This is a genomic window from Aquimarina sp. EL_43 (assembly GCF_943422735.1).
Classification (GTDB): domain Bacteria; phylum Bacteroidota; class Bacteroidia; order Flavobacteriales; family Flavobacteriaceae; genus Aquimarina; species Aquimarina megaterium.
Window position 1 is genome coordinate 3,995,957 of record NZ_CALSBR010000001.1, and the last position, 22,358, is coordinate 4,018,314.

25 protein-coding genes are annotated in these 22,358 nt (G+C 31.5%); 17 read left to right on the plus strand and 8 right to left on the minus strand.

All coding sequences use genetic code 11. The annotated features are described in order from the left end of the window. Position 1 precedes the first annotated feature (1 nt). The 13 genes from NNL09_RS17125 to NNL09_RS17185 all read left to right on the plus strand — a co-directional run bounded on the left by NNL09_RS17125 (position 2) and on the right by NNL09_RS17185 (position 10,747). Positions 2–424: a hypothetical protein gene (locus NNL09_RS17125; protein ID WP_035096536.1), complete on the plus strand. Its 423-nt coding sequence runs from the start codon at positions 2–4 to the stop codon at positions 422–424. Then, entirely contained in the window at positions 424–909 is a 486-nt protein-coding gene (locus NNL09_RS17130) for a hypothetical protein (protein ID WP_035096537.1), read from the plus strand. The genes NNL09_RS17125 and NNL09_RS17130 overlap by 1 nt, the downstream gene beginning before the upstream one ends. After that, positions 906–2,321, plus strand: a complete 1,416-nt coding sequence (locus NNL09_RS17135) for a GspE/PulE family protein (RefSeq protein WP_109852427.1) — start codon at positions 906–908, stop codon at positions 2,319–2,321. Before NNL09_RS17130 ends, NNL09_RS17135 begins: the two co-directional genes overlap by 4 nt. Before the next feature lie 2 nt (positions 2,322–2,323). Next, positions 2,324–4,219 (plus strand): type II secretion system protein GspD, encoded by a 1,896-nt coding sequence (locus NNL09_RS17140; protein ID WP_196910481.1) that lies wholly within the window; start codon positions 2,324–2,326, stop codon positions 4,217–4,219. Further along, complete coding sequence (locus tag NNL09_RS17145; RefSeq protein ID WP_196910480.1) at positions 4,219–5,406, plus strand: PilN domain-containing protein; 1,188 nt, start codon at positions 4,219–4,221, stop codon at positions 5,404–5,406. Before NNL09_RS17140 ends, NNL09_RS17145 begins: the two co-directional genes overlap by 1 nt. Positions 5,407–5,471: 65 nt before the next feature. Beyond that, positions 5,472–5,930, plus strand: coding sequence for a hypothetical protein (locus NNL09_RS17150; RefSeq protein WP_196910479.1), 459 nt, complete (start codon positions 5,472–5,474; stop codon positions 5,928–5,930). Continuing rightward, on the plus strand, positions 5,914–6,873 hold the full coding sequence (locus tag NNL09_RS17155; protein WP_196910478.1) for a hypothetical protein: 960 nt from the start codon (positions 5,914–5,916) through the stop codon (positions 6,871–6,873). Before NNL09_RS17150 ends, NNL09_RS17155 begins: the two co-directional genes overlap by 17 nt. Positions 6,874–6,905: 32 nt before the next feature. After that, on the plus strand, positions 6,906–7,418 hold the full coding sequence (locus NNL09_RS17160; protein ID WP_152538369.1) for a hypothetical protein: 513 nt from the start codon (positions 6,906–6,908) through the stop codon (positions 7,416–7,418). A gap of 208 nt (positions 7,419–7,626) precedes the next feature. Further along, positions 7,627–8,679, plus strand: a complete 1,053-nt coding sequence (locus NNL09_RS17165; RefSeq protein ID WP_035096538.1) for an AraC family transcriptional regulator — start codon at positions 7,627–7,629, stop codon at positions 8,677–8,679. A 92-nt stretch (positions 8,680–8,771) separates the two neighbouring features. Next, positions 8,772–9,122, plus strand: a complete 351-nt coding sequence (locus tag NNL09_RS17170) for a hypothetical protein (protein ID WP_196910477.1) — start codon at positions 8,772–8,774, stop codon at positions 9,120–9,122. A 9-nt stretch (positions 9,123–9,131) separates the two neighbouring features. After that, complete coding sequence (locus NNL09_RS17175; protein ID WP_025667044.1) at positions 9,132–9,482, plus strand: hypothetical protein; 351 nt, start codon at positions 9,132–9,134, stop codon at positions 9,480–9,482. A gap of 19 nt (positions 9,483–9,501) precedes the next feature. Beyond that, a complete protein-coding gene (locus tag NNL09_RS17180) occupies positions 9,502–9,978 on the plus strand; it encodes a YHS domain-containing (seleno)protein (protein ID WP_025667045.1) in 477 nt (158 codons plus the stop codon). Positions 9,979–10,174: 196 nt separating this feature from the next. Beyond that, on the plus strand, positions 10,175–10,747 hold the full coding sequence (locus NNL09_RS17185; protein ID WP_196910476.1) for a uracil-DNA glycosylase family protein: 573 nt from the start codon (positions 10,175–10,177) through the stop codon (positions 10,745–10,747). A 54-nt stretch (positions 10,748–10,801) separates the two neighbouring features. Here NNL09_RS17185 and NNL09_RS17190 read toward each other — a convergent pair whose 3' ends face one another. Next, positions 10,802–11,818, minus strand: coding sequence for a zinc-binding alcohol dehydrogenase family protein (locus tag NNL09_RS17190; RefSeq protein ID WP_196910475.1), 1,017 nt, complete (start codon positions 11,816–11,818; stop codon positions 10,802–10,804). A gap of 94 nt (positions 11,819–11,912) precedes the next feature. On the opposite strand from NNL09_RS17190, the gene NNL09_RS17195 reads away from it, so the two are divergent. Continuing rightward, complete coding sequence (locus tag NNL09_RS17195; protein ID WP_025667048.1) at positions 11,913–12,749, plus strand: AraC family transcriptional regulator; 837 nt, start codon at positions 11,913–11,915, stop codon at positions 12,747–12,749. A gap of 57 nt (positions 12,750–12,806) precedes the next feature. Here NNL09_RS17195 and NNL09_RS17200 read toward each other — a convergent pair whose 3' ends face one another. The 3 genes from NNL09_RS17200 to NNL09_RS17210 all read right to left on the minus strand — a co-directional run bounded on the left by NNL09_RS17200 (position 12,807) and on the right by NNL09_RS17210 (position 15,427). Further along, positions 12,807–13,304 carry a GNAT family N-acetyltransferase gene (locus NNL09_RS17200; RefSeq protein ID WP_196910474.1) on the minus strand — a complete coding sequence of 166 codons (498 nt, stop codon included), beginning with the start codon at positions 13,302–13,304 and terminating at the stop codon, positions 12,807–12,809. Position 13,305: 1 nt separating this feature from the next. Beyond that, on the minus strand, positions 13,306–14,355 hold the full coding sequence (locus NNL09_RS17205; protein ID WP_196910473.1) for a hypothetical protein: 1,050 nt from the start codon (positions 14,353–14,355) through the stop codon (positions 13,306–13,308). Positions 14,356–14,533: 178 nt separating this feature from the next. Further along, positions 14,534–15,427 (minus strand): LysR family transcriptional regulator, encoded by an 894-nt coding sequence (locus tag NNL09_RS17210; RefSeq protein WP_025667051.1) that lies wholly within the window; start codon positions 15,425–15,427, stop codon positions 14,534–14,536. A 122-nt stretch (positions 15,428–15,549) separates the two neighbouring features. Between NNL09_RS17210 and NNL09_RS17215 the strand changes: the two genes are divergently transcribed. The 3 genes from NNL09_RS17215 (at position 15,550) to NNL09_RS17225 (ending at position 18,848) form a co-directional block, all read left to right on the plus strand. Beyond that, positions 15,550–16,764, plus strand: coding sequence for an MFS transporter (locus tag NNL09_RS17215; protein WP_025667052.1), 1,215 nt, complete (start codon positions 15,550–15,552; stop codon positions 16,762–16,764). Positions 16,765–16,806: 42 nt separating this feature from the next. Continuing rightward, positions 16,807–17,694 carry a DMT family transporter gene (locus tag NNL09_RS17220; RefSeq protein ID WP_025667053.1) on the plus strand — a complete coding sequence of 296 codons (888 nt, stop codon included), beginning with the start codon at positions 16,807–16,809 and terminating at the stop codon, positions 17,692–17,694. A 254-nt stretch (positions 17,695–17,948) separates the two neighbouring features. Further along, positions 17,949–18,848: a LytTR family DNA-binding domain-containing protein gene (locus NNL09_RS17225; RefSeq protein WP_196910472.1), complete on the plus strand. Its 900-nt coding sequence runs from the start codon at positions 17,949–17,951 to the stop codon at positions 18,846–18,848. A gap of 49 nt (positions 18,849–18,897) precedes the next feature. Here NNL09_RS17225 and NNL09_RS17230 read toward each other — a convergent pair whose 3' ends face one another. The 4 genes from NNL09_RS17230 to NNL09_RS17245 all read right to left on the minus strand — a co-directional run bounded on the left by NNL09_RS17230 (position 18,898) and on the right by NNL09_RS17245 (position 22,355). Continuing rightward, positions 18,898–19,518 carry a hypothetical protein gene (locus NNL09_RS17230; RefSeq protein ID WP_196910471.1) on the minus strand — a complete coding sequence of 207 codons (621 nt, stop codon included), beginning with the start codon at positions 19,516–19,518 and terminating at the stop codon, positions 18,898–18,900. A 10-nt stretch (positions 19,519–19,528) separates the two neighbouring features. Then, positions 19,529–20,338 (minus strand): alpha/beta hydrolase, encoded by an 810-nt coding sequence (locus NNL09_RS17235; RefSeq protein ID WP_196910470.1) that lies wholly within the window; start codon positions 20,336–20,338, stop codon positions 19,529–19,531. Between the two features lie 189 nt (positions 20,339–20,527). Beyond that, the gene (locus NNL09_RS17240; protein ID WP_196910469.1) at positions 20,528–21,214 is read right to left on the minus strand and encodes a hypothetical protein; all 687 of its coding nucleotides are present in this window, start codon (positions 21,212–21,214) and stop codon (positions 20,528–20,530) included. After that, entirely contained in the window at positions 21,204–22,355 is a 1,152-nt protein-coding gene (locus NNL09_RS17245; protein ID WP_196910468.1) for a serine hydrolase, read from the minus strand. The genes NNL09_RS17240 and NNL09_RS17245 overlap by 11 nt, the downstream gene beginning before the upstream one ends. Between the last annotated feature and the right edge of the window lie 3 nt (positions 22,356–22,358).

Below are 22,358 nucleotides of genomic sequence, written 5' to 3' on the forward strand. Positions count from 1 at the left end.
AATGAAGATAAAAAAGAACACCAGTAAAAAGGTTTATGTAAAGGCATATTCGATGTCAGAATTGGTAATTGTACTATGTATTATTGGGATTTTAATACTATTGGTATTACCAAACCAAACGGCTGTAGTATCTCAAGCAAAAGCCATTGAAGCCCAGAGTATGCTTAACCATCTGTATGGATTAGAGAAGAGCTATTTTTATCGAAACTCTAAGTATACAACTGATTTTGAAGCCTTAGGCTTTGAACCAGCGCTATCTATTAGTGAAGGAGGACAGGCTGTGTATAGAATTGAGATCACAGAGGCGTCTACTAATTCTTTTAAAGCAAGAGCGGTTTCTCTATCCGATTTTGATGGCGATGGTACTTTTAATACCTGGGAGATTGATCATAATAAGTTATTAAAAGAAACGGTAAAGGACTAATGACATACGTATTAGTATCCATTTTATTCATCTCTTTGGGGATAATGTTATATCAAGATGTCAGGTATAGACATATACATATTGGGCTACCTATTTTGGTGTTTGTGGTGAGTATGTATATGAATAAAGATATCATAGTTCTTTTTGATGGTTTGAAATCATTGGCGTTTATTGGAATTAATTTTCTTTCAATAGTAACATATTTTTCCATTAAAAAATCAAAATTTCAAAATCCATTTCAACAATATATTGGTATAGGAGATTTGGTGTTTTTAATCGCCGTAATTCCTCTCTTTTCCTTTAGAAATTATATGTTGTTCTTTATTTCTGGGATGATATTGTCTTTAGTATTGTATGCGATATTTCAGAATAAAAGCGAACAGAAAACAATACCATTAGCAGGATATTTATCACTATATATCATTGGTTTGATGATTCCTAATCTATTTTTATCAACTAACATTTTTTACGACTTTATCATTTGAGCACTGATACCAACATACAAATATCTGTAGAACTAAAACAGCTTATTAATGCTGATTTAGCACATCATTATAGTATTATTCCTAAGAACAATACCGAAGATGTAATGGAACTCTATATTGACGCAGAAAAAGTAAATTCTCAGGTCAAGGAAGAGTTAGAATTGTATTTGGGAAAACCATTAAAGTTTGATGAGATTTCGTCAGAGAGACTAAATAAAGCATTGTTTGTCTATTACAGAAAGAATAATAGAGATCAGGAGGCAACACAAAGTATATCTACTGTAGAAAGTAGCTTTTTGGATACTTTGATTTTTGAAGCTAAATCTATTGGTAGTAGTGATATTCATTTCGAAGTGTATGAAGAAGAAGCAAGAGCAAGACTGCGTATTGATGGTGTTTTAGTTGAAAAATATAAAATTCCTAAAGAGAGTTATTTAGAATTAGTAAATAAGATCAAAATAGAATCTAATCTGGATATCACAGAAAAAAGATTACCACAAGACGGAAGGATCGATTATAAAGATTTTGATATTAGGGTTTCTATATTACCCACCTTACATGGTGAAAAAGTGGTGATGCGTCTGTTAGGAAAAGATGCTTCTAATATTAGATTAGAAGATCTGGGGTTAGAGTCAGAAGAAAAAGAAAAATATCTTGAAGCCGTAAAAAAGAATAATGGTATTGTATTAATTAGCGGACCTACCGGATCTGGTAAAACAACAACGCTATATGCTACGCTTAAACTCCTTAATGATGTAAAAAGAAATATAGTAACTGTAGAAGATCCGATTGAATATACGTTAAAAGGAATTAATCAAGTACAACTTAAAGAAGACATCGGACTTACTTTTTCTTCTGCATTACGGTCATTTTTACGGCAAGATCCAGACATAATCATGCTTGGAGAAATCAGGGATGCCGAGACAGCCAAAATGGCTATCAGGGCTTCATTAACAGGGCATTTAGTGTTGTCTACAATACATACTAATTCTGCACTGGGAACCATATCCAGATTAGTTGATATGGGAGTTCCTGCATTTTATATTGCAGAGACCTTAAACCTATCTGTTGCACAGCGATTGGTTAGAAAATTATGTCCACATTGTAAAAAAGAGACTCCTTTTAATGAAGAAGAACTTCCTAGGAATTATAAACTTCCTAGGGCCTTATCCACACATCATATGCCAGTAGGATGCACAGAATGTTACTATACCGGGTATAAGGGTAGAAGAGCAATTTATGAAATTGTATCGATCACAGATGATGTCGTGAATGCTATTAAAAATAATAGTCATAATCTAGAACAAAATATAAGTTATAAATACCAAAGCCTCGCGGATAAAGCTTTTAATTTATTAGAAGAAGGGGAAACTTCTCTCGAAGAAATTTATTCGCTGCTAATCAAAGCTTAATTATGAAGAAATTTTTATATTATATAGTATTAGTTTGTATAATTCCACTTTCGTATGGACAGCAGGACATGCAAAAGATCGAAGAACAAATTAATGCATATGCAGAGGAAACTCCCGAACTTAATGAAACGATACAGATTGATGTCTCGGGACTTACGCTATATGATTTTCTAACCTCTGTTGCAATAGAACACAAGCTAAATATAAGTGCAGATCAGGATCTTAACCAGATTGTTTCCAGTAGTTTTTTTAATGTTCCTGTTAAAGATGTGTTTCTTTTTGTGATCAAGAAATATAATCTAAGTATAGAGTTTATAAACAAAATCATTGTTTTTAAGAAAACTGTAAAACCAAAAGAACTTCCGAAACCAAAAGTGCTTAAAGAAATCGATGTTACTTATAATAGTCAAAATGATTTCTTGGCGATTAAACTTAAAAACGATTCTTTGCCTCGCGTAGCTAAAAAGATTACCGATGTATCTGGCAAAAATGTAATCTTAGGACCTAATGTAAAAAATGAAAAAGTTTCTGCTTATATCTTAAATAGACCATTTGATCAGGTAATGGAGATGATGGCTAAATCTAATAAATTAATAGTGACCAAAGATGATAATGGGTTTTACTATGTAGAAAAAGATCAAGCGCCAGCAGCAGGTACTGCTACTAGATCATCGAGGAAAGGTAAGAAAACCAGGGGCCCAGAATCATCTGCAGAAATAACGGTTCTTCCAAGTGGGTTTTTGAGTGTTCAGGCATTTGATGCCGATATTACTTCGTTGATATTAGAAGCAGCAGAAAAACTCAATGTAAACTATTTCATGTATGATAAACCTGCAGGAGCTACAACAACATTGGTAGTAAACGAAATTACTTTTGACGAGCTTTTGGATCATGTTTTTATGGGTAAAAATAGTACGTATAAAAAAACAGATGATTTTTATCTTATCGGAGATCAAAATGGAGAAGGACTTAGGAGTACAGAACTTATACAACTAGAAAATAGAACAATAGAAACTGTTTTAGAAACATTACCTAAGGACTTGATAGAAAATGTAGAACTTAAGGAGTTTATAGAACTTAATGGATTCGTGGTTTCTGGTTCAAGACCAAGAATATTAGAGTTAAAAGAATATATAAAACAAATTGATAAAGTAGTACCTATGATCCTTATAGAGGTGCTTATAGTACAATATCAAAAAGGGTACGACATTCAAACCGGGATTAAAGCAGGAATTGATAAAAAAGAGAGAGTTACTTCTGGGGCTTTATTTCCACAATCTGAAGTTACTATAAATTCATCTTCTGTAAATAAGTTGATCGATGCTTTTAATGGGTTTGGTATTTTTAACCTGGGTAAAGTTGCAAAAGACTTCTATCTTAGTTTAAAAGCTCTAGAAAATAATTCTATAATCCGATTGCAATCAACTCCCAAGATTTCTACACTAAGTGGCCATGAAGCAAAAATTTCTATCGGAGAAACTAATTATTACTTCGAACAAAATAATAGGTTGATTAATAATGGAGTAAGTAGTGATATTTTACAGTCAGGTCAATGGAAAGCTACAGATGCAAATTTAAGTGTTAATATAAAACCTTTTGTCTCTAAAGATGAACAAATAACACTAACTATTGTTGTAGAAAAGAGTGCCTTTTTAGGAAGAGCAGGAGAGAACGCTCCACCAGGAAAATCAACCCAGCAGTTTGAGTCCTTGGTTCGAGTACGAAATGGTGAAATGATCCTTCTGGGAGGATTGGATGAATTAGAAAAAGAAAACTCTGGGACCGGTACACCTGTTTTATCTAGAATACCAATAATAAAGTGGTTTTTTAGTAGTAAAACCAAGAAAAAGAAGAAGTCAAAGTTACACGTGTTTATTAAACCGACTGTTGTTTACTAATGTTAGAACAGATAAAAAATAATATTTTAAAGCCTTTTCAGGAAAAACAATACGCTATTGTAGGTGTAATATTGAGAGATACTCCAATATACAATGTGCTTATAGTAGATAAGAAATCTGATGCTTTGTCGGTAGAAACTTCTTTTTCTACAGAGGATTTTAACGTTGTTAAAGATAAAGTGAATACATCAGTTCCTTTACTTCTTAATTTTTATGGAAAAGGGATTATAAATAAACAAGTTTCTGCAAAAGGAAACTATTTAAAAGAAGTATTGTTTAATGCTTCTATTGATGATTTTTATATTTATGAACTACATCAAAATCAACAAAATTTTATTTCAATTGTAAGAAAAGACGTCTTAGAAAAATTCTTTGCACTGTTTTTAGAAAATAAATATTTGGTTGTAGATTATAGTATTGGCCCTTTTGTAGGGGTGCTATTTAAAGGGCTATCTAATACTTCATCAATTATTTCTGCCGATTATGAATTGAGTTTTGAAAATGATTACCTAATAGAAACCCAAAAACTGGATACTATTACCAAAGAATATATCTTGGGGGAGGAGAAGATTAACAATATCCAGGTTCCTTTATTTTCTACACTACTTCATTATTTATATCCATCAGATGATTTTAGCTACGATGCAGAATTTTTGAAAGAAAATAAAAAAGAAAATGTACTTAAAAAGGCATTTAATACCGTAGCTACAGTATTGGGAATTTTTTTCCTGTCTGCATTATTGATTAGCTATTTGTTATTGAATTACTATAATGACAAGTATGTAAGTTATGAATCTCAATTATATAACCTTAATGATACTTATAATCAAGTAAAAAAATTAGAAAACGAAAAAGAGAACAAAACAAAAATACTTCAGGAATCGGGTATTTTAAATCAGAACTTTCTTTCTTTTTATATGTACCGTATAGTAAATTCTATTCCTGATAATGTAGGACTTAATAGCTTGAAGGTAAACCCTGCACAGAAAAAGATCAAGAATTTTGAAAAGATAATATTTGAAACAAATACCATTATTATTAATGGTAATTCTAGTTCGAGTATGCCCATTAATTCTTGGGTTAAAGAATTGAAGAAGGAAAACTGGATTTCCAAAATAGAGATTTTGGATTTTAGTAAGAGTAGAAATAAAAAAAGTGAATTTACTTTAAAAATCATTGTAAAATAGTGTTTGCAAATCTAACATATAAACAAAAATTAATTGGGCTTATAGCGATTGGAATATTGCTATTCATGGCAGCGAATAAGAGGTCTTTTAAAATCACTCGACATGCCTATGATCAGGTTCGAGAATTAGAAGATAAGTTAGAATATGTAAACTCATCAACAACCGATGTTACTCAAACACAGACAGAATTAAAGTTTTATGATAAAATAATAGGAAAACAGGGAGTAGAACCTGAAGAAATACAACAACAAATATTGGATTTTGCATCTACATATGATAATGTATATGTTTTTAACTTAGATGAAATCCATATAGCAGAAAGTAATGGTTTTAATGTAATTAGTAACCAATTGACACTAGAAGGAGATTTTAATGGACTATTAGAAATAGTGTATGCATTTGAGAAAAAGTTTAAGTTTTCAAATATTGTTAGTATTTCATTTGTAAAAGAAAAAGAATTCCAAACACGAAAAAATAAATTAAGAGTAAAGATAATATTTCAGAATTATGAAAAAAATAGTTAATATAGGTATAGTTTTTAGCAGTTTGTTTCTGTTGATAGCGTGCGATGATGTCCTCGAAGAAGATATTACAGATGATTTGGTAACAACGGTAGCGCCAAAAGATAAAAGTAATCTCGATGGTAATTCGGTTCAGTTTAGATGGGACGAATTAGCAGATGCAGACGATTATAGAATACAGGTAGTAGAAGAGGCTACACAAAGAAGTGTGTTGGATTCATTAGTTAAGGGGAATAACTTTACATATGGGCTTAATCCTGGTGAATATAGCTGGAGGATACGAGGAGAAAATTTTGCGTATACCACAGCCTATAGTTTTCCTATTTCTTTTACTCTTTCTGTATCAGACGATTTAACAAACCAAACTGTATTTTTAACGTCACCATCAGAGAATTTTTATACGAATAAAGATGCTCTAATATTAACCTGGGATAGAATTCAGTCAGCGACTTCATATACTGTAGTTGTTGATAAGACCATTCAAGGAAATACAGCTACCGAAATCCAGACTCCTGATTTAACTAATAATAATTTTACACTTAATTCTACGGTCTTGAGTGAAGATGCGATATATACCTGGAAAGTAAAAGCTGTAAATGATAATAGTGAAACCAAATTCTCAACGAGAAAGATTTTTCTAGACACCCAGGCACCTAATCAACCCACATTGGCATCACCTAATAACGATGCAAAAGGATCATCGCCTATTACGTTTACCTGGAATATACCTAGTGATACCGGAGAAATACAATCTACATTGTCTAGCGTTATAGAAGTAGCAACAGATAGTGGTTTTGCAACCATAATTGAGACTGTCCCAACTAGTTCGAACTCTCAGGAAATAACATTTTCTAATTTAGGAGATTACTATTGGAGAGTGAGAATCTTAGATCAAGCCGGGAATAAAAGTATTTATAGCGAAGTTAGAAAAATAACGGTTGAGTAAATAAAACCTAATGAATTGTAATTTTTAGGCTAGTGAATAAGAAGATTTTAAATAGCGTTCTGATTTTTTTTATGCTTGTCATCTGGGCAATTGTTTTTAATAAAATTTTTAATTTTTTTGGAAACAATGTAGAAGAGAGCAACGTATCGGTTAATCCAATTACTATTGTGGATCCCAGGATGAATTTTTCGAAAGATACTTTTGATCTTAGAAAAGTTGAAAGAGATCCATTCTTAGGAAAATATGTTGTTTCTAGAGGACAAAAGCGTAAAACAAATACGAAACTAGTATCGAATAACAAGTCTAAGAAAACAAATGTAACTCCTAAAAATAGTGTTAAGAAACCATGGCCTAAATTAAGTTATCATGGTTATGTAAAAGGATCTAAAAGTACTTCAGAACTAATCTTGATTAGGATGAATAATAAATTTTATAAGATTAGAGAAGGGGATATGCTAGAAGATATTTCTGTAAAAAGGATATTTAGAGATTCTATAATTATAAAAAGAAGTAGAGAGAGTAAAACCGTACTAAAAAGTAAATAATAAACTGGGTATACTATTAAATTATACCCAGAATACTTTCCGTAATTTAGAAAATATACCACTTCATCACCTTGCTCTATATATCCTAAAAAGAATATTCTTAAACTCTTTAAAAAAAACTTCTATCGATTTTAATGATTAATATACTGTTGAGGTGTTATCTTTTGATTAAAATTTCGACGTACTATATACCAATCAAGTGATTATTGTGTTTATAGAATTTACACCAGAAATAAATAAAGTATACTTTATAGATCAATATACTTTTTTCCAGATTTTATCTGGTAGTGGTAGTATTCAGGTTGATTTTAAAAATTACTTCGATTGGAAAAACAAAGCCATTTATCTCGAAAAAGGACAGTATATAAAATTTCTTTCAGATAACTTCCTGATCCGAAAAATAGAATTTCCTGATGAATCGGTTATTAGAAATAAAGAATTTAGAGTATTATTTAAGCATCTTATTTCTCTTGGGTATATTAATTTTGATGAATCCAATGATTTTCATAAAATAACAAACCAAATAGCACATGATATAGAAGTAGATCGTATCATAGATGCTTCTGCAGAACAATGGTATTACCAAAATCCATTTCAGGCAAATAAGGAAGAGTACCGTGTTATTTTTGATACAAAGGATATCATTGATATGCAATATTCTAGTAATATTAACAATAGAGAACTCACCGCTTTGATTGATAAAAATGGATATAATATTCAGTCTCTAATTAAAAACAAAATAGGAATTTCTCTAAAATCTCTGTTATCTGGTAAAAAACTATTAGAAAGTAAAAAGGAGATTGCTTTTACCGATAAAAGTATTAAGGAAATATCTTATGATTTGGGATACAATGATCCGGCGTATTTTACCAGAGTTTTTAAAAATAATGTGGGTAGAAATCCGTTAGAATTTAGAGAAGATTTTGACTATCAAAATAGAGATCTTTTCTCTCAGAATATCCTCGAACTTCTTCAGCAATATCATACCAAAGAAAGAACACTTGACTTTTATGCTTCAAAAATGAATCTTTCTCCAAAAGTACTATCCCGAAAAGTGAAAGATAAAATGCAAACTTCTCTGGGGAAACTTATTAGATCTGAGATGATTAATACATCAAAGTCTCTTTTGATTAAAAACCTTACAATTAAAGAGATTTCGATAGAATTAGGTTTTGAAGAGCCTAACCATTTCTCGAACTTTTTTAAGCATTATACAGGGGAATCCCCATCGCATTTCAAGAATAAAAAGTACAAGAACTAGTGCCTTTTTTGTAGCCCTCTTTCCTCGACATATCCAGAAATTTGTAGTGTAATTACAAAACAATATTTGTTTAATCATTTAAAAATAAAACAATGGATATTAAAGCATTAGCTACAGAAATGGATAGTATTGTTACACAAGGAGCAATAGTAGATGCAGTAAAACAATTTTTTGCTGAGGATGCGACAACCTCTGATTATAATAACATTACTACCAAAAATAAAGCGCAAATGGTAGAAAAGATGGAAGGTTTTGCCAATTCTATTAAAAAAGTAAATGATATTACTCATCACCATACGATAGTAGATGGTAATGTTTCGGCTTCAGAATTTACATTTGATTTCGAGATGACCGATAATAGTACAATTTATTGGCATGAAATTATAAGACGAATATGGAACAATGACGGACTGGTTATACAAGAAGAATATTTTAACGCTTAAAATCAAAACATGAAATTAAGAATTATCACTCCCACATTGCATGGTGTGGCTGATTATTCGGCAGCAGTAGGCCTTATAATATTGCCAACGTTATTAAATCTAGGGAACTCTTCGGGAATAGCATTTTGGTTTTCGATTATAACTGGGCTTGCAGTAATTATAGTTAGTGTACTTACAAATTACAAATTAGGGATTGTAAGAGCAATTCCATATCAGGGACATCTAGCGATAGATCTTTTGGTAGCGATCACATTTATGATACTTCCCTTTTTGTTTGATCTAAAAGGAATTGACGGGTATTACTATTGGATAAATGCCGCTGTAATTTTTCTGGTCGTCTCTCTAAGTGAAAGTAAATAACAATTTTAAAATTATACATATGAAAACTTTAAAAAATATAAAAATAGTACTAGTAGTAATGATAATGACAACCATGACTACTATTGCGCAGGATAAGAAAGGAAATAATATTGATAACAGCAATATAGCGCTACAGGGATATAGTCCTGTATCTTATCTGGATCTCGGTATTGCACAACGAGGAAACAAAGAATATAAATCTGAACATGAGAAGGTTGTGTACTATTTTACTTCTAAAGAACAGAAGTCTAAATTTGATAAGAACCCTAAACAATACTTACCACAATATGGAGGATTCTGTGCATTTGGTGTATATGCTGGTGCTAAATTTAGACCTGATCCGAATAAGTTTGTAGTAAAAGATGGGAAGTACTTTTTGTTTTTGTATAATATAGAGTTAGATGCACAACAATTATGGCTTGCAGAAAACAATCACAAAAAATTAGTGGCAAAGGCTAATAGTAATTGGGAGAAACTTCGTAATACTTATAATTAAAGGTTTTGATACTTTTCTTTAGTCTAGTAGAAAAGTTCTAACCGGTGTTTAGTTTTTCTTTTGTAGAGCACCTTAGCTCATTGGTTAGGGTGTTCTTTGATGAATAGGATAAAGGATGAAACAAATCTTAAATAAGTTAAGTAAAACCATATTATTTTATAATTTACTAATCAGTTTATAAAACGCAGTATCTATTATGCAAAAATTATTGTCTTTGATTTCAAAATGTAGTGAGTGTGCAGCGCAATTAGAACTAGGACCAAGACCAATAGTTTCGGCACATGCGTATAGTAGAATAGTAATCATAGGGCAAGCTCCCGGAAGTATCGTTCATAAATCGGGAATTCCATGGGATGATAAGAGCGGGCAAAATTTAAGAGCCTGGATGGGGATAGATGATGAAACGTTCTATAATCCCAAAAAAATAGCACTTGTACCCATGGGGTTTTGTTACCCGGGAAAAGGGAAATCCGGAGATCTCCCCCCTATAAAAAAATGTGCTCCCTTGTGGCATCAAAAACTATTGACCAAAATAGAAAATGTAGAACTTGTTTTACTCATTGGGAAATATGCTCAAGAGTATTATTTGGGTGATCGATTAAAAAGAACGTTAACAGATACAGTAAAGAATTATAAAGAATATTTGCCAGATTATTTTGTGTTGCCACATCCTTCGCCAAGAAATAATATTTGGCAAGCAAAAAATGAATGGTATAAAAAAGAGGTTATACCACAGCTACAACTACAAGTTCGCTCAATACTTAAATAATTCATATAAGAGCTCTGATCTTGTCTATTAATCCTCTATTCTTAAACAGTGTCTTTAAAATGTAATTGCAATTTTCCCTATGGTTTTGCCTGATTCTAATTTTTGATGAGCTTCTTTAAAGTTCTCAGTAGTAAAACCATTAAGGGTACTATTGAGTGTTGATTTAATTTTATTGTTATCAAGCAATGCAGCTATTTTGTTTAAGATATGATGTTGTTCAATCATATCTTCTGTCTGATACATAGATCGTGTATACATTAACTCATAGGATAGGGTGATGCTCTTAGATTTAAAAGATCCTATATTGATTTGGTTATCGGGAGATTCTGCTATCGTGCATATATGCCCTTGTGGATCAATTAACTCGATTATGTTTTCCCAATGATCAGAAGTTCCCGAAAAATTTAGAATGTAGTTTACGGTGTTGATCCCTAAAGCATTTACTTCTTCAATAAGATTATGATGATTTACAACATGATCTGCTCCCATATTCTGGCACCATAAACGACTTTCGACACGAGAAGCAGTAGCTATAACGGTTAAATCGGTTAGTTTTTTGGCTAATTGAGTTGCAATAGAGCCAACACCACCTGCACCACTAATAATTAGTATCGTTTTTCCTTCCCCTTCTCCTGGGGTTAACTTAAGTCTGTCAAACAACGTCTCCCATGCGGTTAACGAAGTTAAAGGCATCACAGCAGCTTCGGCATCAGAAATAGTATTCGGTTTTTTACCTACTATGCGCTCATCCACTAATTGATATTCGGCATTAGATCCGGGACGTGTAATATCTCCTGCATAAAACACTTCGTCTCCCGTTTTAAATAAGGTTACTTTGTCACCTACAGCTTCAACGATACCTACAGCATCCCAACCTAATATTTTTGGAGAATCTAATTCTTGATTTAGCGCACTTTTTTGACGAACTTTATAATCCACAGGATTCATACCTACTACCTTGATTTTTATTAATAAATCATGTCCTTTTGGTACAGGCCGATCTGTTTCGAACTGAATTAAACTATTTTCTTCACTTATGGGTAATGATGTTTTGATTCCTATTGCTTTCATAAAAATATGTTTTAATAATTTAGAGCAAATTTATACCTTTGTGCACGTTTTTTAATAGTATATATTTTCGTTTTAAATGTAAAAATGTGTAATTATGAATAAAAAGAATTTATATGAACCTTTTTCGATTGCTTTTGAAACATTAGATCAATCTCCAGTACATGAGCATAAAAACAGTTTTTTTGAATTGGTTTATATTTTATCGGGTACAGGAATTCAACGTGTAAATAAGAACGAATTTCAATATCATCCCGGACATATGCTTTTATTAACCCCTACAGACATATCTTCTATAGAAATTAATACAACCACACAATTTTTCTTTTTGAGATTTAATGATATTTATATTAAATCAGGGAAAATAAGTGCTGATAATATTCAACGATTAGAATTTATTCTAAAAAATGCAAATCATCAACCGGGCTGTATTTTAAGAAACCTAACAGACAAAACATTGGTCAAACCTATGGTCGAAGCTATGATACGCGAATATGTTAACCGGGATTTATATAATAAAGAAATTATACAGCAGTTGGTAAATACATTAATCGTTATTGTGGCGAGAAATATTGCAAAATACCTTCCTGATGAGGTAGATGCAGGAACAGAAGAAAAAGCGATGAATATATTACAATATATACAAGAGAATATATACGACCCTAGCAAATTGAGAACTGAAGAAATTTGTGATCGGTTTGGTATTTCTAAAACATACCTTGGTCGTTATTTTAAAAAACATACAAGAGAAACATTACAGCAATATATTACGAATTACAGAGTTCGATTAATAGAAAACAGACTTCAATATAGTGATATGCGCATAACCGAAATTACTGATGAATTAGGATTTACAGATGTTAGTCACCTTAATAAATTCTTTAAAAAGAATAAAGGGATTAGTCCTACAAAGTATAGGAAAGAATTTATATAGGTTTGCAATTATTTTACCACATAAAGTCTATATCATTTTTTCTGAAATGTATACAAATTACAATTTCCGATAAAAAACATGAGCATCTACATACCCTTTTTCAAAATGTTTAAAACCTCCGGGTATGGTTCCTATAATCTCAAAACCATTTGCCAACCATACTTTTATAGCGGCTGCATTGGTACTAACGACCAGGTTAAACTGCATTGCATAATACCCTAGCTCTTTTGCAGCATCAATAGAATGAGCACAAAGCTGATGACCAAGACCCATTCCTCTTTTTTGACTGTCAACCATATATGAAGCATTAGCAATATGATTTCCATACCCAGGTTGATTGGGCTTTAAAATGTAAGCTCCTATGATTTCTTTTTCTAATTCTGCTACAAAACAATTATTGTTTAGATTGATCCAACTGTTTTCGATATGCTCTCGAGAAAAACTATCGTCATATGGAAAATAGATTTTTTGATCTACTACTACTTTCCACAGATTCCAAATTGCTTCAAGATCTTTTTTATTTGCAGGTCGAATATGTATTTCAGGAGATTTCATATTAGAAAGATTTTTTTAAAAGGTTAATAATATCCCTTACTACGGCTGCAGAGGTGGTTATAGGGTCTTCTTCATATATTTTCATAGATAATTCTTCATAATAATCGGTTTGTAAATGAATACCCATTTCCCATCCATCACAATTCCCTATAAAGGAACTGGCTTCTACCTTTGTGGGTCGAACCGATAAACTCCAGATACCTGCTTTTTTTTCTGCTACAGCTAATAATTTTATTCTTTTATTTTGTATTGCTGCCTGTTTAATGTCTTTAGAAGTAATAGCTCTGATACCTTCTATTTGTATGTCAGAAATAGTACCAGAGAATTCTGTAAAAGATTTCATGATGATATACAATTTGTTTGCGGTATCATATCCGTCAATATCCAGGGATGGATCGGTTTCTGCTGCACCTAATCTTTGTGCTTCTTTAATAGCTTCATCAAAAGATCCATCTTTTTCTAATGCTTCTAAAATAAAATTAGTGGTAGCATTAAAAATCCCTTTAAAGCCAATAAGGTTTGTCGCTTGCAGATCACGTTGTAAAATATTAATCACTGGTAATCCCCCGCATACTGTTGCGCTATATGCTAGTTTACTACCATGCTTTTTGGCCAGTTGATGCAATTCATCATAGGCTAATACCAAGGGAGCTTTATTTGCACTAACTACGGAGCATCCTTTACTAAGAGCGTTTCGAATTGCTTGTAATCCCGGATTTCCTGTTTTAAGATTAACTGGCGATCCATCGATCAGTACATCAGCATTTACATGGTTTGTGATTTGTTCTATAGGTATGCCCGAGAGATATCCTTCTAACTGGTTTACTTTATTTCCATTTGATTTTAAATGAATTAATTCTTCGTAGGTATATCCATTTTCTTTTATGGCAATTCCAGAAGAGTCAGCCACACCAATAATGTGTATTTCTAGGTTGTGACTTTTTGTGATTATAGCCTTTTTCTCTATCAAAATTTTAAGTACACCAATGTTTACGGTACCTAAACCTATCAGAACTGTTCTTATTTTTTGTATTGAAGTATGATCATTCATGTGCTATCTTATCACGTTATTCTTAATAAATATAAAAGTTGTTATTTTAAAAATTGGTAATCGTCCTTAACTGTTTTTAGATTTTAGTATTTGTTCTAATTTAGGTTATAATTTATTTTTTTAGATTGTCTATCCATTTATTTATGATAACTTTCTGAATTATCATTCTTACGGTATGCTAATTTAAATCTGTATTCTGTTTATAATGTTCTAAAATCATTTGGAAGAAAATTTTAGATGCTTTTTTTTGATAATTACCCTTAAGGTATCGTATTGCCGATCGTAATTTGAGTTTCTTTTTGTTTATAGGAATACTTTTAAGAGTAGGTAAATACTGTGTGGTCGATTTTGTAAGAACAGTTGCCCATTTTCCGGTTTCGATGAGTCGAATTAAGGTGGGAATATGATTTAATTCTATTTGATATTGATAAGAAAGTTCATGTGTTCTAAATGCTTTATCCAGGACTTTTCTGGTTGTAAACCCTTCTGCGGGTACGGCTAAATCTATTGTGTTAAGCTCTTCTATAGTGATTTGTTTTTTGCTGGCAAATGGATGGGATTCATGTATTACCAATGTTAAATAAGATTGAAATAAAGGAATAGTAGTAATCATTTGATCATCTGTTGCTTTATTAAAGGATAAAATAAAGTCTAACATACCTGATTTAAGTTTTTCTATTAACTCATCTGATGTACCGAAGAAAGCCTTAACCTGTATTAAAGGAAATTTTGTAGAAAAGGATATCAATGTTTCTGTAAACAAGTTGGTTAAACCATAGGTTACTCCAATATGTAAAGTCCCGGATTGTAAATTTTGTAAATCCTCTATCAATTGTTTGGCGTTTTCGGCATTTTTAAGCGTATGCCTCGCACGGGTTAAAAATAAAGAACCAGCCTCTGTAAGTTGTATTCTCTTTCCTATTCTATCAAAAAGAGGAACCCCTAATTCTTGCTCTAAAAGCTTTATTTGCTGCGAAAGCGCACTTTGTGTTATGAATACTTTGTGAGAAGCTTCAGTAAAATTTAAACACTCTGCCGCTTTAACAAAATAGTTTAACTGGCGTAACTCCATAATTAATAAGTTTTGCTAATGTATATGATAAGAAAATAATGTTTTACTAATGTAAAAATAATTTTAAACTTTGTACTTCAATTCCTTTATAACTTATAATAAAAGAGGGTGCCAATACCGTAATGAAAACAAAAGCAGAAAGAAATACTAGGCGTTATAAAGATATCCGAAAAGCGGTCTTTATCCCAGGTTTGGCTGCTTTCTCACAGTTTTATATGTTTCAGCCATTATTACCATCATTAAGCGAAAGTTTTTTGGTTTCTCCGGCTGTCAGTAGTTTGGTTGTTTCATCCTCTATGATTGGTATTGCTTTAGGCCTTTTTATGTTTGCGTTTTATGCAGATATACTACACCGTAAAAAATTAATGTTGATTGCTTTATTTCTGTCTTCGTTAATCACAATGCTCTCGGCAATCTCATGGAATTTTAATGTACTGGTCGTTTTTGGTTTTATAAAAGGGTTTTTGTTATCGGGAGTGATAGCAGTTGCCATTGTTTATATTTCTGAAGAAGTTGAGGTAAGATATGTTGGGGTTGTGATTGGGATATATTTAGCCGGAAATGTATTAGGTGGTATGTGGGGGCGTGTGGTAGCAGGTTTAATTTCTAGTTGGTATGATTGGAGAATAGCCACACTATTTATTGGAGGTGTAGGCATGGTATTAAGTACTTTCTTTATGAGACTTTTACCACAATCCTTAAACTTTAATCCACAAAAAATTCAAACATCTTTAAAGCTAATATACATGAAAAACTTCCTTAAAAATCCATTGTTTTTGGGAGTTTATATTTTGATGATCTTAATGATGGGTACTTTTGTGAGCATTTATAATTATTTAAGTTTTAGGCTAGAAATGCCTCCTTTTTCACTTCCGCATTATGTTATTTCCCTGTTATTCCTAATTTATATCACGGGAGTAGGAGGGACAATAACAATTGGAGCATTAACTCATCGAGTTCACTCTTTTCGTATGCTTAAAATTCTGTTAGTACTATTTCTAATAGGAACATTAGGGCTATTTGTAGAAGAGTTGTGGTTATTAGTATTAGGTCTAAGTTTACTTACGTTTAGTTTATTAGGGATCCAGACTGTAGTAAACAAGATAATATCTCAGTATGCTATTGAAGGAAAAAGTACAGCAAATTGCTTATACTTAATATGTCAGTATATGGGAGCAGGTGGTATCGGAAGTTCGACAGGGCATATAGTATCAAAATGGGGGTGGTCTAATTTTCTTTTTACTTTATTAGGATTCATTCTTTTTTCATTACTATTATTTATGCTGTGTGCCAGGCGGTATACCAATACATATAAATTAACAAAAGAGGTTTCTTAGAGAAGATCATAATTTAATTTTAAAGAATAAATTTATTTAACTATGCTAAAATCTAATCACTTATTGTTTATAATTCCAGCATTAATATGGGGATCTACATGGTACATCATTAAATACCAATTGGGAACTGTAGATCCTATAGTTTCTGTTGCCTATCGGTTTGGATTAGGTGGTATTATATTATTGGGATATTCTAAGATTAGAAAACTTCCGTTATCATTTACAAAGCAACAACACTTTTTTATTGCTTTACAGGGAGTTCTGCTATTTGGAACAAATTATTGGTTGGTATATTTATCAGAACAATATTTAAGTAGTGGATTAGTGGCTGTAGCATTTTCTACATTAATTTTTATGAATATAGTTTTTGGAGCGATATTTTTAGGAGATAAAATAAAAAAACAAATCATAATAGGAGCTGTCTTCGGACTTTTAGGAACAGTTCTGATATACCAGGCCGAGTTTAGAAGAATAGATTTAACCAATGATCAGCTTAAAGGATTGATATTTTGTATTTGCTCTATCATTTTTGCTTCTTTGGGAAATATTACTTCTTCAAATAATCAACGTAAATTTAAACTTCCTGTTATCCAAACCAATGGTTTCGGAATGCTATATGGTGCAACTGCTATGTTATTAATAGCCTTGTTTAGCGGAAAATCTATAGGTTTCGATACTTCATTTTCCTATATTTCATCACTCGCATATTTAACGGTTTTCGGATCTATTATAGCATTTACTTCTTATCTTACTTTAATAGGCAAAATAGGAGCAAGTAAAGCTGCCTATGTTATTGTGGTGATACCAGTAATTGCCTTAACCATTTCTACCATTTTTGAAGGATATAAACCCGATATATATGCTTTCATGGGAATTGTACTTATTATTTTCGGAAATGTACTAGCATTAAGAAACAAAAAAACAAGCTGATTAAATTCTTGGCAAACTAAAGGAAACTATATAAGCATATATAACTGTATACTAATCTATTGATTTATTGTATGAACCCGTCATTTGAAAAATATTTCATTTGGTCTTTTTTTATGAAGAAAATTGTAAAGAAATTTAATAAACAGGATAAAGAAAAATTTCTTGCAGAAATTAAAAAAAGGAAAGATTATATGGATTAAAAAAACGATTCAAACCTTTTAAAAATATTACTTTTGGTTAAAAAATAGTTCTTAATGTCTCGACATTACATTACCAAAATCATACATAAACCTTATCCTTATCTATTTTATTTCAAAAGAAATTTAATAATTGCTTTTGTACTGGGAATGTTAATCTACATTATTAATGTATTAGCTGTAGACGAAAATTATGTGAATACAAACTTTGTCTTTTCAAAACCGCTCCTCTGTATACTTGCAGGGTTAATGACTTTTTTCGGTATTCTCGTGGTACTCGAAGTTATACCTCGAATATTTTTTAAGCCTGATTTAAAAGAAAATTGGACTATAGGAAAAGAATGTCTTTTAATTGTTTCGCTTTTTTTTGTAATTACTATTTTTAATAATACCCTGTCTCTTGTAATTAGCAAAGAGCCCTCTAATAATATCATATTACATTTTTTAAACTCATCGCTATACGTTGTTCTACTTGGTATTGTTCCGGCTTTTCTTCTTGTATGGATCAACTACACCATTCTTTTAAAGGAAAACTTAAAAAAAGTCTCCTTATACAATGAACAACTTGAATCCAGAATTACATTTACAGAGAGTGAAGTATCCGATATTATAAGTATACAAACTAATAATAAAAACGAAGTTCTGGAACTAGATATTGGTTCCTTCTTATTCGCTAAATCCGAAGGAAATTATATAGATGTTTTTACCAAAATATCTGGTAAAGTACATTGTAAACCATATCGACTTACAATTCAAAAGCTTGAGGAAGAACTTGGTAATTATGCATTTATTATTAGTACCCATCGATCGTATGTTATTAATATAAGAAACATTAATACTACCTCTGGCAACGCCAGAAATTATCGCATTAGTTTTGAAGGAGTCCCTCATGAAGTTCCTGTGTCAAGAAATAAATTTCAGGCATTTAAAGATGCTTTTACGATTAAAAAAGTGTAATCTTATCAAAGATTACACTTTTAAAAATTGTGATTATTAAATATGTTTTCTACAAGGTATACCCCAGGCCTAATCCTAAGAAAAATCGAGAATCGAAATCTGCGGGTCTGTTTCTACCTTTATCTAAAAACCCTTTTAAGGAAACCCATGCAAATGCACTAATACTAAAATTATTAATGTTGTAACCTAGAGATTGAGAAAAGCCATAATTAAAATACACATATTCATTTTTGTACTTTTCGTATACCGAATATTGTGGGATTCTTAAAGTTCCTTTTGATTTTAAATGTGTTGCTCCTATAAAAGGTTCTAGCGATAGATAGAATTTTTTCTTGTTAAATGGGTAATAAGTAACATCAAAAATAGAATACAATCCTATATCTCTTGTATATCCTTCTACATAATCGGTAAACAAGTTATCTGTTTCGGCTATGTAACTATTTTGATGAGCCACACCATATGATAACGTAAAATGTTTGCTGTCTAGACACATTAACTTTCCTTTAAATATATACCCATAGTTTTTTCCGTAACTGGTATTTAATATATCCTGAGTGTATAAAAGTTCTAATTTCCATCGTTTTTGACCTGATTCTTTGTTTCCTTTTTGTCCCTGAACCAAAACCGGTAATGAAAGAAAAAACAAAAGTACTACTACATAGTTTTTCATGATGTTGTATTTATAGAATTATAGATAATCCTTTTTTAAAGGTTATTATTGGGCTGTTTCTATGCGAAGTATTCTTTAATCTCTCATGATGTAGAATTAAACCAGTATAAGACCGTTTATCCATTTTTTCCTTAAAGGCATTATAAAAAAGATTGATCGAAGCTCCTTCTAAATCACCAACAGTTATATAAAGATTTTTATCTAATGAATCGTGTGTGTCAAAATAGTGCTGTTCTAAATCAAATAGATATGCATTATACCACATGAAATTTGAACTTGCAGCAATAATATTATCAAAAGAATTGGGTTGATCTTGTTGAAATAATATATACAAAGCAAGATATCCACCTAGAGAATGACCAAATAATGTCCTTTCAACACTTTCAATTTCAAGTTCATTTTCGATATGAGGAATAAGTTCGTTATTTACAAAATTGATAAATTCTTTTGCACCTCCCGAAGTTCCGGGAAAATCTCTGTCTTCAGGATAAGAGTAATCTCTTCCTCTCTGGTTTTTATTGGCATATCCCACTCCTATAAGGATAATATCCTCTCTACCAGATTCTGCAACGATATCTGCTGCTTCTTTAAAATAATCATCTCCATCTAACATGTAAATTGTATGATAGCTATTTGAAGGATCATAAGCCTGAGGATACAAAATATTAATACTATATGTAGTATTTGTATGATCTGATGTAATCGCAAAGGGATGATTGTTTTTTATTGAAGAAAGGTTGTCTTTCTCGCAACTGTTTAGGCTCAATATGCCAATGATTAAACACAGAAAACTCATAGAGTTCTGAATAATTTTTTTCATAATGATTCTTATTTTTTAAATTTCTAATTCCAGCAAAAGTATTTTTGAAGCCTTTAAATACCGCTTATAGAAAGGTGATTGGTACGAAGTGTCATCTTTTTGTGATGTACTGGAGTCTTAGACAAAAGATAGATTCATTTAGAAAAAGGAGAGGGGATATGATAGAAGTATATTATTTGTGATCTCTTGTCATTTTCTTTTGTATGTAAATGTGACGTTTTCGGTATTCTTAGGTTTCATTGTCATCAGGTTGCCCTGAAACGAAACTATAAATACCTGAACATCGATAGCACGATTGTAGTCAATTAAATGTAGCTCGGGTTTGTGTGCATTCATATACCAATACCCATTTGATCTTGAAGTATCCGGATGTGTTTTACGGTATGTTCCTGTCCAGCGAATAAAAATAGCTTCTTTCCCTTCTGGATTGTAAGATTTTGTAATGTTTTTTTGATTCTTATATACAGAAACCAGTTGCCAGTTTCCGACAGCTTTATCTTTGGGAGACTTAGGTACATTAGAGATTCTGGATAAAGAAACTATTACTTTCATTCCATCTTCTATACGTATCCATTTCATTTTATCATTAGAAAACTCAACTTTAAAAGCTCCGTACTCATCTTTACCATTTTTACTTTCAGGAAGAAATTGCTTTTCTTTTTTACTGTATGTCCAGCTACCTTCGTCATTTTGTAACCATCCATTACCAGCCTGATAAGAGTGATCAGTATTGTATTTAAACCATTTAGCGATTGGAGTCATTTTTTTGTCACCTACACTTACTTGATCTACAGTCCATAACCCTGTTATAGATTGCCCATTTATAATGCTCGAAACAGACAAGATAATGCTTAGAAATAGTAATTTAGTTTTCATTTTCGTTAGTATATAGTATTGCTGTAATTTTTTTAGCAAGATCAAGTTCATTTGTTTGATCGCCTGTATTGGCAAGAAAAGCGATAATATACTCACCATTTTCGATATTTATAAGCATAGATTTATATCCTTCAGTAGCTCCTCCATGTATGATGTACTTTTTATCGACACCTATATTTCCTATACGATATTGCTTTTCTCCATCAAATACCACCCAACCGTAACCATAAGAGATTTCCTGGTTAATCTCTGATAAATGATTGGTTTGCATAAGTTTTATCTGTTTGTTATTAAAAAGAACAGGAGAACTCATTTCTTTTCCCCAACGATAGAGATCTTCTGCAGAAGAAAATATTCTTCTGCCAAGGGTTAGATCAATAAATTGATTTCGCATCCAGTCGTTAGTTGTTTCGTTATAATTATATCCTTCTACTACATTCTCAAAAACAATACGATTGTCAGAAGTACTAAAAGTATGTTCTAGCCTAAGTGGTTTTGTAATTTTTTGTTCTAAAAGCTCAGAAAAAGGAAGTTGATAAAGGTTTTCCAGAATGATAATAAGTATGTGATAACCGAAATTGCTGTAATAAAATTGCTGGTTTGGATCACCTATTGCAGGAATCTTACTAATGAAATCAATATATTCCTTATTATCAAAGTGTTTTCGCTTAAATTTTAAGTGTTTATTTTTTGAAAGATTTGGATGTACCTGGCCATAATCTGGTAAACCAGAAGTATGACTCAGTAAGTTGTGAATTGTGATATTCTGATTAAACTCTCCCAAGTACGAATATGTACTAATATGATCGGTAAGATGATCATTAAGAGATAATTTACCTTCTTCTACGGCTATAAGAATTAGTGCTGCGATAAATGACTTATTGATAGAACAAATGTCAAAACGATGATCTACTTGCATTGGGATGTTCCAGATTCTATTAGATATGCCTATCGATTTTTTATAGACTATTGTATCCTTAGTACCTATCACAACAGTGCCATCAAACCGGTTTTCGCGGTGTTCAATTTCAAATAAATTATCTAACTTGCTTGTTAGAAAATTAGTATCTGTGCTCTTTTGTTTAGAACAGGATGACGAAATAAGAACAATGCATGTAGCAATTACAATATATTTTTGCATATT

Bases quoted from the DNA above. Each gene is read 5' to 3' on its own strand.
- NNL09_RS17140 (WP_196910481.1), top strand. From the start codon at position 2,324: ATGAAGAAATTTTTATATTATATAGTATTAGTTTGTATAATTCCACTT.
- NNL09_RS17220 (WP_025667053.1), top strand. From the start codon at position 16,807: ATGCTAAAATCTAATCACTTATTGTTTATAATTCCAGCATTAATATGG.
- NNL09_RS17205 (WP_196910473.1), bottom strand. From the start codon at position 14,355: ATGAATGATCATACTTCAATACAAAAAATAAGAACAGTTCTGATAGGT.
- NNL09_RS17190 (WP_196910475.1), bottom strand. From the start codon at position 11,818: ATGAAAGCAATAGGAATCAAAACATCATTACCCATAAGTGAAGAAAAT.
- NNL09_RS17150 (WP_196910479.1), top strand. From the start codon at position 5,472: ATGGCAGCGAATAAGAGGTCTTTTAAAATCACTCGACATGCCTATGAT.
- NNL09_RS17185 (WP_196910476.1), top strand. From the start codon at position 10,175: ATGCAAAAATTATTGTCTTTGATTTCAAAATGTAGTGAGTGTGCAGCG.
- NNL09_RS17240 (WP_196910469.1), bottom strand. From the start codon at position 21,214: ATGAAAACTAAATTACTATTTCTAAGCATTATCTTGTCTGTTTCGAGC.
- NNL09_RS17130 (WP_035096537.1), top strand. From the start codon at position 424: ATGACATACGTATTAGTATCCATTTTATTCATCTCTTTGGGGATAATG.
- NNL09_RS17170 (WP_196910477.1), top strand. From the start codon at position 8,772: ATGGATATTAAAGCATTAGCTACAGAAATGGATAGTATTGTTACACAA.
- NNL09_RS17155 (WP_196910478.1), top strand. From the start codon at position 5,914: ATGAAAAAAATAGTTAATATAGGTATAGTTTTTAGCAGTTTGTTTCTG.
- NNL09_RS17210 (WP_025667051.1), bottom strand. From the start codon at position 15,427: ATGGAGTTACGCCAGTTAAACTATTTTGTTAAAGCGGCAGAGTGTTTA.
- NNL09_RS17215 (WP_025667052.1), top strand. From the start codon at position 15,550: ATGAAAACAAAAGCAGAAAGAAATACTAGGCGTTATAAAGATATCCGA.
- NNL09_RS17245 (WP_196910468.1), bottom strand. From the start codon at position 22,355: ATGCAAAAATATATTGTAATTGCTACATGCATTGTTCTTATTTCGTCA.
- NNL09_RS17180 (WP_025667045.1), top strand. From the start codon at position 9,502: ATGAAAACTTTAAAAAATATAAAAATAGTACTAGTAGTAATGATAATG.
- NNL09_RS17230 (WP_196910471.1), bottom strand. From the start codon at position 19,518: ATGAAAAACTATGTAGTAGTACTTTTGTTTTTTCTTTCATTACCGGTT.
- NNL09_RS17235 (WP_196910470.1), bottom strand. From the start codon at position 20,338: ATGAAAAAAATTATTCAGAACTCTATGAGTTTTCTGTGTTTAATCATT.
- NNL09_RS17195 (WP_025667048.1), top strand. From the start codon at position 11,913: ATGAATAAAAAGAATTTATATGAACCTTTTTCGATTGCTTTTGAAACA.
- NNL09_RS17200 (WP_196910474.1), bottom strand. From the start codon at position 13,304: ATGAAATCTCCTGAAATACATATTCGACCTGCAAATAAAAAAGATCTT.
- NNL09_RS17175 (WP_025667044.1), top strand. From the start codon at position 9,132: ATGAAATTAAGAATTATCACTCCCACATTGCATGGTGTGGCTGATTAT.
- NNL09_RS17145 (WP_196910480.1), top strand. From the start codon at position 4,219: ATGTTAGAACAGATAAAAAATAATATTTTAAAGCCTTTTCAGGAAAAA.
- NNL09_RS17125 (WP_035096536.1), top strand. From the start codon at position 2: ATGAAGATAAAAAAGAACACCAGTAAAAAGGTTTATGTAAAGGCATAT.
- NNL09_RS17225 (WP_196910472.1), top strand. From the start codon at position 17,949: ATGTCTCGACATTACATTACCAAAATCATACATAAACCTTATCCTTAT.